The 14,180-nt window shown below is 71.1% G+C and carries 14 protein-coding genes; 5 read left to right on the forward strand and 9 right to left on the reverse strand.

The window, feature by feature from the left end:
- Nucleotides 1-190 precede the first annotated feature (190 nt).
- The 4 genes from J7I98_RS34595 to mshD all read right to left on the reverse strand — a co-directional run bounded on the left by J7I98_RS34595 (nucleotide 191) and on the right by mshD (nucleotide 3,399).
- Nucleotides 191-1,120, reverse strand: coding sequence for an ABC transporter permease (locus tag J7I98_RS34595; RefSeq protein WP_214929014.1), 930 nt, complete (start codon nucleotides 1,118-1,120; stop codon nucleotides 191-193).
- On the reverse strand, nucleotides 1,117-1,998 hold the full coding sequence (locus J7I98_RS34600) for an ABC transporter ATP-binding protein (protein ID WP_214929015.1): 882 nt from the start codon (nucleotides 1,996-1,998) through the stop codon (nucleotides 1,117-1,119). Before J7I98_RS34600 ends, J7I98_RS34595 begins: the two co-directional genes overlap by 4 nt.
- Complete coding sequence (locus J7I98_RS34605) at nucleotides 1,995-2,375, reverse strand: GntR family transcriptional regulator (protein WP_214929016.1); 381 nt, start codon at nucleotides 2,373-2,375, stop codon at nucleotides 1,995-1,997. The genes J7I98_RS34600 and J7I98_RS34605 overlap by 4 nt, the downstream gene beginning before the upstream one ends.
- A gap of 97 nt (nucleotides 2,376-2,472) precedes the next feature.
- Nucleotides 2,473-3,399 (reverse strand): mycothiol synthase, encoded by a 927-nt coding sequence (mshD, locus tag J7I98_RS34610; protein WP_214929017.1) that lies wholly within the window; start codon nucleotides 3,397-3,399, stop codon nucleotides 2,473-2,475.
- Nucleotides 3,400-3,518: 119 nt separating this feature from the next.
- Here mshD and J7I98_RS34615 point away from each other — a divergent pair, with 119 nt between their 5' ends.
- On the forward strand, nucleotides 3,519-5,342 hold the full coding sequence (locus tag J7I98_RS34615; protein WP_214929018.1) for a bifunctional UDP-sugar hydrolase/5'-nucleotidase: 1,824 nt from the start codon (nucleotides 3,519-3,521) through the stop codon (nucleotides 5,340-5,342).
- A 67-nt stretch (nucleotides 5,343-5,409) separates the two neighbouring features.
- On the opposite strand, the gene J7I98_RS34620 is transcribed toward J7I98_RS34615, so the two are convergent.
- The 5 genes from J7I98_RS34620 to J7I98_RS34640 form a co-directional block, all read right to left on the reverse strand.
- On the reverse strand, nucleotides 5,410-6,840 hold the full coding sequence (locus J7I98_RS34620; RefSeq protein WP_214929019.1) for a cell wall metabolism sensor histidine kinase WalK: 1,431 nt from the start codon (nucleotides 6,838-6,840) through the stop codon (nucleotides 5,410-5,412).
- A complete protein-coding gene (locus J7I98_RS34625) occupies nucleotides 6,837-7,556 on the reverse strand; it encodes a response regulator transcription factor (protein ID WP_214929020.1) in 720 nt (239 codons plus the stop codon). Before J7I98_RS34625 ends, J7I98_RS34620 begins: the two co-directional genes overlap by 4 nt.
- A 105-nt stretch (nucleotides 7,557-7,661) precedes the next feature.
- Nucleotides 7,662-8,744, reverse strand: coding sequence for a S1C family serine protease (locus J7I98_RS34630; RefSeq protein WP_214929021.1), 1,083 nt, complete (start codon nucleotides 8,742-8,744; stop codon nucleotides 7,662-7,664).
- Between the two features lie 136 nt (nucleotides 8,745-8,880).
- Complete coding sequence (locus tag J7I98_RS34635) at nucleotides 8,881-9,909, reverse strand: LacI family DNA-binding transcriptional regulator (RefSeq protein ID WP_214929022.1); 1,029 nt, start codon at nucleotides 9,907-9,909, stop codon at nucleotides 8,881-8,883.
- 24 nt (nucleotides 9,910-9,933) lie between these two features.
- On the reverse strand, nucleotides 9,934-10,761 hold the full coding sequence (locus tag J7I98_RS34640) for a response regulator transcription factor (protein WP_214929023.1): 828 nt from the start codon (nucleotides 10,759-10,761) through the stop codon (nucleotides 9,934-9,936).
- Between the two features lie 294 nt (nucleotides 10,762-11,055).
- Here J7I98_RS34640 and J7I98_RS34645 point away from each other — a divergent pair, with 294 nt between their 5' ends.
- The 4 genes from J7I98_RS34645 (at nucleotide 11,056) to J7I98_RS34660 (ending at nucleotide 14,153) form a co-directional block, all read left to right on the forward strand.
- Nucleotides 11,056-11,931, forward strand: a complete 876-nt coding sequence (locus J7I98_RS34645; RefSeq protein ID WP_251021631.1) for a S9 family peptidase — start codon at nucleotides 11,056-11,058, stop codon at nucleotides 11,929-11,931.
- A 44-nt stretch (nucleotides 11,932-11,975) separates the two neighbouring features.
- A complete protein-coding gene (locus J7I98_RS34650) occupies nucleotides 11,976-12,230 on the forward strand; it encodes a MoaD/ThiS family protein (protein ID WP_214929025.1) in 255 nt (84 codons plus the stop codon).
- Complete coding sequence (locus J7I98_RS34655) at nucleotides 12,166-13,356, forward strand: hypothetical protein (protein ID WP_214929026.1); 1,191 nt, start codon at nucleotides 12,166-12,168, stop codon at nucleotides 13,354-13,356. The genes J7I98_RS34650 and J7I98_RS34655 overlap by 65 nt, the downstream gene beginning before the upstream one ends.
- A gap of 98 nt (nucleotides 13,357-13,454) precedes the next feature.
- Nucleotides 13,455-14,153: a DUF2993 domain-containing protein gene (locus J7I98_RS34660; protein WP_214929027.1), complete on the forward strand. Its 699-nt coding sequence runs from the start codon at nucleotides 13,455-13,457 to the stop codon at nucleotides 14,151-14,153.
- The last annotated feature ends 27 nt before the right edge of the window (nucleotides 14,154-14,180 follow it).

Consider the following 14,180-nt stretch of genomic DNA (forward strand, 5'->3'; position numbering starts at 1 on the left):
GTCGAGAAGGGGTGATGTGCGGGCGGCTCTCCCGTTCCGGGAGGGTGGCACAGCGGGCTGCATTCCGAGAGGGTCGCAAGCGCGTCTGAATGCCCGGTAACGGGGACATGACGTCCGGGATGCGACGCAGGGGCTCACGGGGTGCGTTTCTGCGTCCCCGGGAGCCCTTGTGCGCTGGGTCGGGCGGACGTCAGGCGTGGCGGCGGCGCACCACGTAGAAAGCGGCGGCGGTGGCCAGGGCGGCGATGGCGAGCGCGATGCCGGTCTCTACGAGCTGGAGCGGCCAGAAGTGCGAGGCGGGGTGGTACTCGATGACCGAGCCGGTGATGTTGTGGACGTCCAAGCACTGCTCGAAGTCGTCGACATTCCAGCAGGCGTCATCGGAGACCCGCTTCCCGTCGGCGGTGGTCATCCACTCGCCTACGGGCATGGCGTTGTCGGGGAAGATGTCCAGCGCGTCCGGTTCGGTACTGGTGGCCGTCCTGGTGGCCCAGAGCCCGTCACGCGCGGTGCCAAGGACAAGCAGCAGGAACCCGGTGACGAGCCCGGTGGCAGCCATGGCGGGCACGGTGCGGCGCACCAGCAACCCGACGAGCGCGCCGATGGCGGCACCGAGGAGGCTGTTCGCGACGGCTACGGGGCCGATCGCCTCGTACACCTTGGACTCGTACCAGGGGCGGTACGCCTCCGACACTTGCGCCCAGCCGAGCCGGAAGGCCAGGACCAGGATCGTCGCGCCGATGACCACGACGACGGCGGGCAGGGCGAGCTTCGTCGCGAACCAGCGGACGGGGGTGACGGACTGCGTCCACAGCAGCTTGTACGCACCGCTCTCCAGCTCGCGGGCGATCATGGGGCCCGCCACGAACGCGCCGACGAACATCGGCAGGAGCACCATCGCCGTACCGCCGTAGTCCACGGCGATCTGTACGCCCCCGAGGGCCTGGTTGTAGTGGAGGCTGTCGGTGCCGAACATGTCGTCCCGGGCTTCGGCCAGCCACCAGCGCAGGCCGGCCATGGCGCCCGCCGACAGCACCAGCAGGGCGAAAACGATCTGCAGGGCGCGCCGGTGGGCGCGCACGGCCACCCAGGCCGGGCCGCGCAGTGCGAGCGCGCTCATTCGCTCGCCCCCGTCGCACTGGTGGTGAGCAGGGCAGGAGCTCCGGGGGAGCGGAGATGGGCGAGCAACAGTTCCTCCAGGGAAGGCTCCATGGTCTGCCAGTCCTTGTCGACGGGACCTTCGCGCCGTACCAGCGCGGTGAGCTGACGGCCTGTTGTGCGGGACTCGACCACCGTGTGCGGGGCAAGGTCCCGTACCGGACCGGTCAGCACGGCGTGCGCGGCGAGGATGTCCTCGGTCTCGCCGCCGAGCCTGACCCGGCCCCCGTCGACGAGCAGCAGGTAGTCACAGGAGCCCTCCAGCTCGGCGAGGACGTGCGAGGACATCACGATGGTCGTGCCGCTCTCGGCGGACTCCGCCATAAGCGCGCCCATCAACTGATGGCGGGCGAGCGGGTCGAGGTCGGCCATCGGCTCGTCCAGCAGCATCAGTTCGGGCCGCTTGCCGAAGGCGAGGGCGAGTGCCAGACGCGTGCGCTGGCCTCCGGAGAGGGTACGGACGCGGGCGCGCGGCTCCAGATTTCCCTCCCGTACGATCCGGTCCGCCACTGCCGCGTCCCAGCGCCCCGCGTTGAGTTCGAGCCCCATGCGCAGGGTTTCCCCCACGGTCAGCTGCGGCAGCAGCGGCTTGTCCTGGGCAACGTAGGCCACCCGGTCGCGAGCGGCGGCCGGGGCGGTCCCCAGGACCTGGACGGTGCCCTCGGTGGGGCGCAGGAGGCCGGCCGCCTGGGCGAGCAGCGTCGACTTGCCCGCGCCGTTCGGTCCGACGAGTGCGCAGATACGTCCGGTGGGCACCCGGAACGAACAGTCCCGCAGCGCCCAGCCGCGGCGCCTGCCGTAGGTCTTGCCGAGGCCGGCTGCCTCGATCGCCGGTGTCATGCGTCGTCCCCCAGGTTGTCAACAACGGAAGTGAAGAGCGCGGCCATGTCGTCCTTCTCCAGACCCGCCTTGCGGGCCCGCGCCACCCACTCGGTGAGCTCGGCGCGCAGCGGAGTGTCCGATGCCTGCGCGCCGAGTGAGCGTGTGACGAACGTGCCGAGCCCCCGCCGCGCTTCGACCAACCCCTCGCGCTCCAGCTCGCGGTACGCCTTGAGCACGGTGTTCGGGTTGATCGCGGTGGCCTCGACGACCTCGCGGGCCGTGGGGAGCTTGTCGCCCGGCTCCAACAGGCCCAGGCGGAGGGCGTGTTTGGTCTGCTGGACGATCTGCAGATAGGTGGCGACGCCGGAGCGCCGGTCGATTCTGAACTCGACCACGTGCTTGCACCCCCCTTTCACTAATTAAGTAGTGGAAGCATGATCCAAAGAAGGGGGCGGTGTCAACCGACCCCGCCCCCTTGGCCGTTCGCGGGCGCTACGACTCCGTGCGGTACATCAGATCCGTCTCGTGCGTGACGAAGCCCAGCCGTTCGTACACCGTCAGCGCCGCCGTGTTGTCCGCGTCGACGTACAGCATCGCCGTCGGCACCCCCTGCGCCGCCAGGTGCCGCAGGCCGGTCAGCGTCAGGGCCTTGCCCAGGCCGCCGCCCTGGGCGTCGGGGCGGATCCCGAGGACGTACACCTCGCCGAGCTGCTCCTCGGCGTGGACCTTGGTCCAGTGGAAGCCGACGAGTTCGCCGCCGCGCTCCGCCAGGAAGAAGCCCTTCGGGTCGAACCACGGCTCGGCCTTGCGGTCGTCCAGGTCCCGCTGGGTCATGCCGCCCTGCTCGGGGTGGTGGGCGAAAGCGGCGGCATTCACGGCCAGCCACGCCGCGTCGTCCTGTCCCGGCACGAAGGTACGGACGCTCACACCCGCCGGGTACACGGGCTCGGGCATGTCCGCCGTCGTCAACGGGCGCCGCATCTGCCGCAGTTCCCGGAAGAGGCTGAGCCCGAGGACCTGCGCGAGGTGCCGCGCCGCCGACTTCCCGCCGTGCGCCCAGACGCGCAGACGCTTCCCCGACGCGTCGAGCACGGTCGTCCCGAGCGTGCGCCCGTGCCCGTGCCCGCGGTACGCCGGGTGTACGACCAGCTCGGCGGCCGGCGCCTCCACGGGGTCGGTGTCCTCCAGCTGGGCGTAACCAAGGAGGGCGCCGTCGCCGACGTACAGCAGAAAGTGCCGGATGCCTTCACGGTGACCGCCGCGGAGCTGGAGCCTGCCCTGCTCGGAGACGGCCTGCATGCCGTCGACGCGGGCGGCTTCGTCGAGGAGGTCGATGACCTGCTGGGCCTGCTCCTCGGTGAGCTCGTCGAGGGTCTCGATCTTCCTGAGGGGGGCGGGGGCTGGTGGGTCAGTCGTCATGAGTACGAGCCTACGGCCGCCGCAAGGCAACCAGCTTGTAACCCGTCACCCCCTGTTGCGCTACGCGCGTTGACTTTAGGCTGCGGCTCGACCTTCACGCTGAACTCACAAGGGGACCGATGTCAGCGAACCCTCGTACGCACCACCGCGCGACCCGGCGAATACTCGCCTCGGCCGCCGGACTCGCCACCGCAGGCGCGCTCGTCGCCGCGATGCCGGCCGGCGCCGCTCCGGACAGCGCGCCGAGCCACAAGACCAAGCCGTCGCGCACCGTGGACGTGCAGCTGCTGTCCTTCAACGACCTGCACGGCAACCTGGAGCCCCCGGCGGGCTCGGCCGGCACCGTCACCGAGACGCAGGCCGACGGAACGACCAAGGCCGTACCGGCCGGTGGCGTCGAGTACCTGGCCACCTCGCTGCGCAAGGCGCGCGAGGGCCAGCGGTACTCCGTCACCGCGGCCGGCGGCGACATGGTCGGCGCAAGCCCGCTCATGTCCGGGCTCTTCCACGACGAGCCGACGATCGAGGCGCTGAACAAGCTCGACCTCGATGTGACGGCCGTCGGCAACCACGAGTTCGACGAGGGCGCCACCGAGCTGGCACGCCTTCAGAACGGTGGCTGCCACCCGGTCGAGGGCTGTTTCGAGAAGGGCAAGGAGTTCGAGGGAGCGGACTTCCCCTACCTCGCCGCGAACGTCACGAACGAGAAGACCGGCAAGCCGATCCTCAAGCCGTACACGGTCTGGAAGAAGGACGGCGTCAAGGTCGGCTTCATCGGGGTCACCCTCGAAGGCACGCCGGACATCGTCACGGCCAACGGCGTCAAGGGCCTCAAGTTCCACGACGAGATCAAGACCGTCAACAAGTACGCCAGGGAACTGGACCGCCAGGGCGTCAAGTCGATCGTCGCGCTGATCCACGAGGGCGGCTCGCCGGCCAGCGGCTCGTACAACTACAACTGTGACTCGCCGGGCGCGGGCGACGGCATCTCAGGACCGATCGTCGACATCGCCAAGGGCATCACCTCGAAGGTCGACGCACTGGTCACCGGGCACACGCACCAGGCGTACGTCTGCACGGTCCCGGACCCGGCGGGCAAGCCGCGCATGGTCACTTCGGCGGCCTCGTACGGCAAGCTCTACACGGACACCACGCTGACGTACGACCGCAGGACCAAGGACATCGTCCGTACGTCGGTGACGACTGCCAAGTCCGCGAACCACATCGTCAGCCGCGACCAGCCGAAGGCCGCGGACATGACCGACCTCATCGGGCGCTGGAACACCCTCGCCGCCCCGATCGCCAACAAGTCGCAGGGCTACATCTCCGCCGACATCAACGGCCGCGGCGCGACGACCCCCGAGAAGCCGCTCGGCGACCTGATCGCGGACGCGCAGCTGGAGGGCCTGGCGCCGGCCGACAAGGGCGGGGCGCAGATCGCCTTCATGAACCCGGGCGGGATCCGCTCCGACCTCGTCCACAAGGCGAGCGGCAGTGAGGGCGACGGTGTGGTGACCTACGGCGAGGCGTTCACCGTCCAGCCGTTCACCAACATGATGAACGTCGTCGACCTGACCGGCGCCCAGCTGATCACCGCGCTGCAGCAGCAGGTCAGCGGCCCGAACGAGGCCTCGCCGAAGATCCTTCAGGTCTCGAAGGGCTTCACGTACACGCTGGACATGACGAAGACGGGCGCGGCGCGGATCGACGCGGCGTCGGTGAAGCTGAACGGCGTGGCGCTCGACCCGGCGAAGACGTACCGGGTCGCGATGAACGAGTTCCTCGCGGGCGGCGGCGACGGCTTCCCGGTCTTCAAGGAGCACAAGAACAAGCTGGTCGGCGCATCCGACCTGGAGGTCTTCAACGCCTACCTGGCGAAGAACTCCAGCGCGGCAAGCCCGATCGCCCCGCCTGCGGCCGACCGGATCACGGTCGTCAAGTAGGCGCTGCGGAGCGATAGTTCAACGCGGGGCGGCATCCGGGAAACCGGGTGCCGCCCCGCGCTGCTGTTCACGCGGTCTCGGGCGGCGGCGTCGGCGCCCCCGGCAGCCTGATCAGGGCCTCCGTGCCGCCGGCTCCGTCCCTCGGGCGCCGCAGCGTGATCGCGCCGCCCGCCTGCTGGACCGTACGGGCGACGATCGACAGGCCGAGACCCGAACCGGGCAGGGCGCGGGCGGACGGGGAGCGCCAGAAGCGTTCGAAGACGTGGGGGAGTTCGCCTTCCGGGATGCCGGGGCCGTGGTCGCGTACGGTCAGCTCGCCGTGCTGGTTCAGCGCCACGTCGACCTCCCCGCCCGGCGGGCTGAACTTCACCGCGTTGTCCAGGACGTTGACCAGCGCCCGCTCCAGGGCCGCCGGCTCGGCCCGTACGTACCACGGGGAGAGGTCCGCGTTGATCGTCAGCTCGGGGCCGCGCAGCCGGGCCCGCTCCAGGGCGGCGGCGGCGATCTCGTGCAGTGCTACGACGCGCAGCGGGCTGCCCTGGTCGGCCGTGTCGGGGCGGGCCAGCTCCTGCAAGTCGCCGATCAGGGAGGCCAGCTCGGTCATCTGCGCCTTGACGGACGCCATGAGCGCGGCCCGGTCGTCGGGCGGAATGGCCCGCCCGGTCTCGTCGCTGCGCGCGAGCAGCTCCACGTTCGTACGCAGCGAGGTCAGCGGGGTGCGGAGCTCGTGGCCCGCGTCGGCGATCAGCTGGGCCTGGCGGTCACGGGAGGACGCGAGGGCGCTGGTCATGGCGTTGAAGGAGCGCGAGAGGCGGGCGATCTCGTCCTCGCCCTCGACGGGGATGCGTACGGTCAGGTCCTCCGTACGCGCCACATGCTCGACGGTGTCGGTCAGCTTGTCGACGGGACGCAGGCCCGCGCGGGCGACCCACAGCCCGGTCGCGCCCGCACCGAGCACTCCGATACCGGAGAGAACGAGCAGCACCCAGGCGAGCGAGCCCAGGGGATCGTCGACCTCGCTCATCGGGCGGGCCACGGAGACCGCGAGCGCGGAACCCGGGAACAGATTCTCCGGGCCGTCGTCGAACGGATAGGTGTACACCCGCATCTCCGCGCCGTCGTCGGCATCGGTGGTGTGCAGGGCGTCGCCCTGTCGGCGCGTGGCCACGGCGATGTCACCGGGCTGTGCGGGGATCGGCGAGGACCTCGGGGAGGTGCAGGTCTCGCCCGAGGCGAAGACGATCTGCACCCGGTAGGAGCCCTCGGGCGGCACGATGGGGGTGCCGCCCGCGCAGGCCTGCCGCAGGTTCCGCACATAGGCGTTGTCGACCTTGACGTTGCGCAGCGAGTCGTCCAGCTGTTCCTGCAGTTCCGCCCTGGTCACGAACCAGCAGGACGCGGCGACCGCCGCCACCGCGACCGCCACCGCCGTCGCCGTCAGCAGCGCCAGCCGGGACCGCAGCGGCAGCGCGCGGAATCTGCGCAGCGGACCGCTCACGCCTCACCCCCGCGCAGTACGTAGCCGACACCGCGCACCGTGTGCACGAGGCGCGGCTCGCCGCCGCCCTCCGTCTTGCGGCGCAGGTACATGACGTACACGTCGAGCGAATTCGAGCTCGGCTCGAAGTCGAAGCCCCACACCGCCTTGAGGATCTGCTCGCGGGTCAGCACCTGGCGCGGGTGCGCGAGGAACATCTCCAGGAGCGTGAACTCGGTGCGGGTCAGTTCCACCCGTCGGCTGCCGCGCGTCACCTCGCGCGTCGCGAGATCCATCCGCAGGTCGGCGAAGGACAGGATGTGGCCGGGCGGCTCCTCGCCGCCCGGACCCGTGGCCGCGTACGAACTGCGCCGCAGCAGCGCACGGATGCGGGCGAACAGCTCGTCCAGTTCGAACGGCTTCACCAGGTAGTCGTCGGCGCCCGCGTCGAGCCCGGTCACGCGGTCGCCGACCGTGTCGCGGGCGGTCAGCATCAGGATGGGGATGGTGTCGCCGGAGGACCGGATGCGGCGGGCGGCGGTCAGGCCGTCCATGCGCGGCATCTGGATGTCGAGGACGATCAGGTCGGGCTCGTACGACGCGGTCTTGGCGAGCGCGTCGATGCCGTCGACGGCGACCTCCGTCCCGTACCCCTCGAAGGCGAGGCTGCGCTGGAGGGCCTCGCGCACGGCGGGCTCGTCGTCGACGATCAGGATGCGCTCGGCGGGGCTGCTCATCGGTCTTCTCGGTCTTCCTCGGGATGGGGACCGGGACCGGGATCGGTCTCGGTCGCTGCGCGGGTCATCCAGCGTCGCACGGGCGTGCGGCGGCGCCAGTCGTCGTCAGTCGCTGTCGCCCGCGCGGAGCTTCGCCAGGTCGGCCTTGACCGTGTCGACCGGGATGGCGAAGCCGAGACCGACGCTGCCCGCAGTGGACCCGGTGGCTCCGCTCGGGGCGTACATCGCGGAGTTGATGCCGATGATCTCGCCGTTCATGTTGATGAGGGCGCCGCCGGAGTTGCCGGGGTTGAGGGAGGCATCGGTCTGGATCGCCTTGTACGTCGTCTTCGACGACCCCGTGTCGCCATTGAACTCCTGCCCGCCGAACTCGAACGGCCACTGGCCGCCGCCCTGCTGCCCCTGCCCTTCCTGGCCCTGCCCCTGGTCCTCCTCCTTGGACACCGTCACGTCCCGGTCGAGCGCGGAGACGATCCCGCTGGTCACGGTCCCGGTCAGTCCCTCGGGCGAGCCGATCGCGACGACCTGGTCGCCGACCTTCACGTCCTCGGAGCTCCCGAGCGTGGCCGCCTTCAGCCCGCTCGTGCCCTGGAGCTTGATGAGGGCGAGGTCCTTGTCCGGGTCGGTGCCGACCACATCGGCGGTGTACGTCTTGCCGTCGCTGAGCTTGACCTTGACCGAGGAGGCACCGGACACGACGTGGTTGTTGGTGATGATCTCGCCGTCGCCGGTGATGATCACCCCGGACCCGGTGGACGCACCGGACGCCGACGTCGCGCTGATCTCGACGATGCTCGGGCTCACGGCCTGCGCGACCCCGGAGACGGTTCCCTTGCTGCTCTGCGCGACGTTCGTACCGGTGACGCCGGTGCCGGTGCCCGAGCCGTTGTCCGTGAGGCCCCGGGCGAAGGCCCCCGCGCCGCCGCCGATCGCGGCGGCGACGATGGCGACCGCGGCCAGCAGGGCCACGGGCCGCTTGGCCCGCTTGCGCCCGGCCCCGGGCCGGGCCTCGGGGGTGCCGGGGTGGGCCGGTTCGTATACGGGCGGCGGCGGGTACGCGGCGGCGTACGCCTGCGCCGCGCGATCCGCGTCGTACCTGGCGCGCTGCCACGCCTCGTCGCCTGATCCGTAGGAGGGCTGCTGCTCGGGCTCGGGGTACTCGCCGCTGCGGCGGGGGCTCTCGGTCATGTCCCAGAGCTTCGCCAGCGCTCATGAGAACCGTCTGAGGAGCCGCTGAGAAGCCCGACAGAACCGCGTATGCCCGATGTAAAGGACCGCCGGAAGCGGTTACGTCGTCCGACAGGCCCTAAGACAAGCGGCGCGTCTAGAGGCTGTCGCAGCCGCAGGAGCGGCGTACCACCAGTGCCGACGGGAACTGCTTCAGCCGCTCCCGCCGCGACCCCGCCACCCGCAACGCCTCGTCCAGCACCAGGTCCACCGCCGCCCGTGCCATCGCGGGCCGGTCGGAGTAGACCGTCGTCAGCGGCGGATCGGTCAGGGCCGCTTCCTTCACGTCGTCGAAGCCGGCCACCGCCAGATCGCCCGGTACGTCGATACGCAGCTCACGCGCCGCGCGCAGCACACCGATCGCCTGGTCGTCCGTGGAGCAGAAGATCGCGGGCGGCCGGTCGGGGCCCGCCAGCAGGGTCAGGGCGACCTGGTAGGCGTCGTACCTGTTGTACGGGGCCTGGAAGAGGCGGCCCTCGGTGGCCCGCCCCGATTCCTGCATCGCCCGGCGCCAGCCCTCGACGTGGTCGGCCACCGGGTCGCCGACCGCCGGTGTCGATTCCACCCCGCCCAGGCAGGCCACGTACGCGTGACCGTGTTCGAGCAGGTGACGGGTCGCGAGCTGAGCGCCGCCGATGTCGTCGGTCACGACCGCCACGTCGTCGATCGCCTCGGGCCGCTCGTGCAGCAGTACCACCCGCGCGTCCCACGCCTCGATCTCGGCGGCGGCCCGCTCGCTCGGGCCCTGGCTGACCAGGATCAGTCCGGAGACCCGCATTCCGAGGAAGGCCCGCAGATAGTGGACCTCGCGCTCGTCGCGGTAGTCGGAATTCCCGACCAGGACCATTTTTCCGCGGTCGGCGGCGGCCCGTTCGACCGCGTGCGCCATTTCGGCGAAGAAGGGCTGCCGCGCGTCCGGGACGATCATGCCTATGAGGTCCGTACGCCGGGACGCCATGGCCTGCGCGACCCGGTCCGGCCGGTAGCCGAGCTCCTTGATCGCGGCGAGGACACGCTCGCGCGTGGCCGGGGCGACCGGCCGGGGTCCGTTGTTGATGACGTAACTGACGACCGCGGTCGAAGTCCCCGCCAGTCGTGCCACATCGTCCCGCGTCACCTTGGCCACGCGCGGCAGTCTACGCGTGGTGACCTACCGCTGGGCAGGCCGTACGGCTGCTTCCTCCAGGGAGGCCGTGTCCGCCACATGAGTGACGGGCGAAGCGGTCGCGGCCGCGGGCTCCGACGCGGCCCGGGAATCGGCCTTCGCCTTCGCCTTGGCCTCCTCGGCCGCCGCCGCGCGCTCGACCTTCTCGGGCGTCACGAAGCGGTAGCCCACATTGCGTACGGTCCCGATCAGCGACTCGTGCTCGGGGCCGAGCTTGGCCCGCAGCCGCCGTACGTGCACGTCGACCGTGCGCGTACCGCCGAAGTAGTCGTAGCCCCACACCTCCTGGAGGAGCTGTGCGCGCGTGAAGACCCGGCCGGGGTGCTGCGCCAGGTACTTCAGCAGCTCGAATTCCTTGAAGGTCAGGTCCAGGACCCGCCCCTTGAGCTTCGCGCTGTACGTCGCTTCGTCGACCGACAGGTCTCCGTTGCGGATTTCCATCGGGCTGTCGTCCGAGGTGATCTGCTGGCGGCCCGTCGCGAGCCGCAGCCGGGCCTCGACCTCGGCCGGACCGGCGGTGTCGAGCAGTACGTCGTCGATGCCCCAGTCGGCGGTGACGGCCGCGAGACCGCCCTCCGTCACGACGAGGATCAGCGGGCAGCCGGGTCCGGTGGACCTCAGCAGCTGGCACAGCGACCTGACCTGCGGGAGGTCGCGGCGGCCGTCGATCAGGATCACGTCGGCACCAGGGGTGTCGACGAGGGCCGGGCCCTCGGCGGGAGCCACCCGCACACTGTGCAGAAGCAGGCCGAGGGCGGGAAGCACCTCCGTCGACGGCTGGAGGGCATTGGTCAGGAGCAGTAGAGAACTCATCGTCGGCCACCTGCCCGGGTCGTCCGGTCATGCACGTTTCGCTCGCCCATTACGTCGGTTCCTCCTCGGTCCCTGCGAGGACGTATGCGGCACTGCTTCGTACGATGCGGCTTCGCGCCCTGGAGCCGCCCGCGTCATCTGTCCGTAACAACGGTCAGAAAACACAAAAGGACCCGGGGGCAACATTGCCCAGGTCCTCTTGCCATCAGAATAGCTCACATGGGTTCCGAGGCAGAGGGGCAAAACCGCAGATCAATTGTTCCCTTGATCACGCGCAGGCCCCGGCGCACGACTCTGCGTACGGATGACGGCGTACGTATCGAGGCGCTGTACGAGCCGTGGGACGGCACGCCGGGCGGCCTGTCGGGGGGCGCCACGGGGGAGTTGGCCATCGTGGTCGCGCACGGCTTCACGGGGTCGGTCGACCGGCCCGCGGTGCGGCGCGCGGCGCGGGTATTCACGCAGTATGCGGCGGTAATCACATTCTCGTTCCGCGGCCACGGCGGCTCCGGCGGCCGCTCCACGGTGGGCGACCGCGAGGTGCTGGACCTGGCGGCGGCGGTGCGTTGGGCGCGCTCGCTGGGATACGCGAGGGTGGTGACGGTCGGCTTCTCGATGGGCGGCTCGGTGGCGCTCCGGCACGCGGCGCTGTACGGGAACGGGCCGGGTGTGCACGGGGGGCGCACAGAAGCGCGTACGGCCATGGCTGTGTCGTCGAGCGCCCCCGCGCACACCGACGCGGTCGTGGCGTCGAGCGGCCCCGCCCACACCGACGCGGTCGTAGCTGTCAGCGCCCCCGCCCGCTGGTACTACCGCGGCACCGCCCCCATGCGGCGGCTGCACTGGGTCGTCACCCGGCCCGTGGGGCGCCTCGTCGGGCGCTTCGGGTTCCGTACGCGGATCCACCGCCGGGAGTGGGATCCGGTGCCGCTCTCGCCGGTCGAGGCGGTGGCGCGGATCGCGTCGGCCACGCCGCTGCTGATCGTGCACGGCGACCGCGACCCGTACTTCCCGCTGGACCATCCGCGCATGCTGGCCGCCGCTGCCGCCGGCACCTCCGGCCTGCACGAACTCTGGATCGAGCCCGGCATGGGGCACGCCGAGAACGCGGCCCACGAGACGCTCCTCACCCGCATCGCGGCCTGGCTCGCCGGGGTCACGGCGGCATAGCCCATCATGGAAGCCGAACGGACCCCGACGTAAGGAGCGCCGCCATGGCAGTGGGCACCATCCGCTACTGGGCCGCGGCCAAGGCCGCCGCCGGGATCGCAGAGGAGCCGTACGCGGCCGGGACGCTCGCCGAGGCGCTCGACGCCGTGCGCGAACGCCACCCCGGGGAGCTGACGCGCGTACTCCAGCGGTGTTCGTTCCTCATCGACGGTTCCCCCGTCGGGACCCGCGGTCATGAGACCGTACGGCTTGCCGAGGGCGGCACGGTCGAGGTGCTCCCGCCGTTCGCAGGAGGATGACCCCCAGATCATGAGCAACCAGCAGCCTTACCCGCACGAGGGGAACGACGGGTACCCGGAGCAGCAGCCGTACGCCCAGGAGCCCCACACGCAGACCTGGGACGCCCAGACCTGGGACACGCAGCACCAGCCGGTCCAGCAGCCGTACGGTCAGCAGCAGCCGTACCAGGCGCAGCCCCAGGCCGCCGACACCGCGTACTTCCCGCCCCAGAGCGGCGCCTACCCGCTGCCGCCCGAGGCGCCCTCGCCGACCACGTACGCCCAGGACCCGGCGCCGTACGAGCCCGTCCGCGCACCGGAACCGGCCGCCGCCTCCCCCGCCTCCTCCTCCGCGGCGTACAGCTCCCCGACCACCGCGGGCAACGCCCGGATCACCGACGCCCAGCGCGCCCGCGCCGAAGGACGGTCGCCGATCATCGCGCCCGGGATGCAGCCCGCCGCGCTGACCGCCGCTCTTGCGCTGCTGATGGCCGTGGCCGCGGCCGTCGGCCAGTACGCCCTCGTCGTGCCGCTGGTGCTGCTGCAGGCCGTCACCGCCGCGGGCTGGTTCCGGCTCAACGGGATGTGGCCCGCCAGGCAGGGCATCGCGCTCGCCTTCCTCGGCGGCGTCACCGCGGACATCGCGCTGCTGGCGGTCGGCGCCGAGCACGCGCCCGCCGCGATCCTGGGCACGCTCGGCGTCTGGGTGCTGCTCGCGCTCGTACTCCAGCTGCGCAATCGCGCACCCGCCGACGAGCGGATGTACGGCCTGACGGCCACCGTCACCTCGGCCGCACTCGCGGTCGTCGCGGCCGGGCACCTCGCGGCGGCCCACGAGGCCGTGACGGTCGGTGGCGTGGCCGTCGCCGTGGCCGTACTGGCCCGCGCGCTGCCGCTGCCCGGCATCGCGTCGGTCGTCGTCGCGCTGCTCGCCGCCACGGGCGCCGGTGTCGCGGCCGGCGGGATGACGGACGTGGGCACCGGGGGTGCGCTGCTCGGGCTCGGCGCCGGGGCGTGCGCGCTGATCGGGCTGCGGGTGGCGAGCTACGACTATCCGTCCCGGTTCGTCCATATGACGGCCGGTGTGGCGCTGCCGCTCACCGCCGCGGCCCCTGCCGTGTATCTGATCGGCCGGGCCGTCGCCTGAGCCCGAGTGGTACCTACCAGTAGGCTCGCAAAGGTCAAGGGGGCGTGAACGGGCCGTCGTACGGCGGCCCGGCGAGACAGGTGGGGGAACCGCAAGCAATGCGTGCACTGCGAATACTGCTGGTCGTCGGCGTGATCCTCGGCGGCATCTTCGTCGCCCTGGACCGCTGGGCGGTCAGCATGGCCGAGTCCGAGGTGGCGGAGCGGGTCCAGGCCCAGCAGGGGCTGGCCGGTGGCACCGAGGTGTCGATCAAGGGCTTTCCCTTCCTGACCCAGGTCATGTCCAAGCGGCTCGACCAGGTCGACGTCACCCTCGAAGGCATCGAGGCGAACGCGGCCGGCCGCAAGGTGCGGGTGAGTGAGATGACCGCCCAGCTCCACGACGTAAAGCTCCAGGGCAGCCTCACCGGCTTCTCCAGCGCGAAGGCGGCGCGCGCCACGGGCACGGCGAATGTCTCGTACGAGGACCTCTCCGAGGCATCCGAGAGCGACGTGACCCTCTCGTACGGCGGCAACGGCAAGGTGAAGGTCACCGGCACCGTCGCCATCCTCGGCCGCAATGTCACGCGCAGCGTGCTCTCCACCGTGAGCCTGGTCGACGGCAATACGATCCGGGTGCGGGCCGACGCGGTTCCGGGTGAGGGCATCCCCGGGCTGGAGGGAATGGTCCGCCAGAAGACCGACTTCGACCGTCAGATCGGCGGTCTGCCCGACGGGCTGGAGCTCGAAAAGGTCCAGGCGGCCCAAGGTGGCGTAGAGATTTCCGTCACGGGTACGGATGTGAACCTGGCCGGATGAGCCGGCCGGAAGACCATATGGCCGGAT

Origin of the sequence: Streptomyces sp. ISL-98 (genome assembly GCF_018614055.1) — a bacterium.
GTDB lineage: Bacteria > Actinomycetota > Actinomycetes > Streptomycetales > Streptomycetaceae > Streptomyces > Streptomyces spiramyceticus.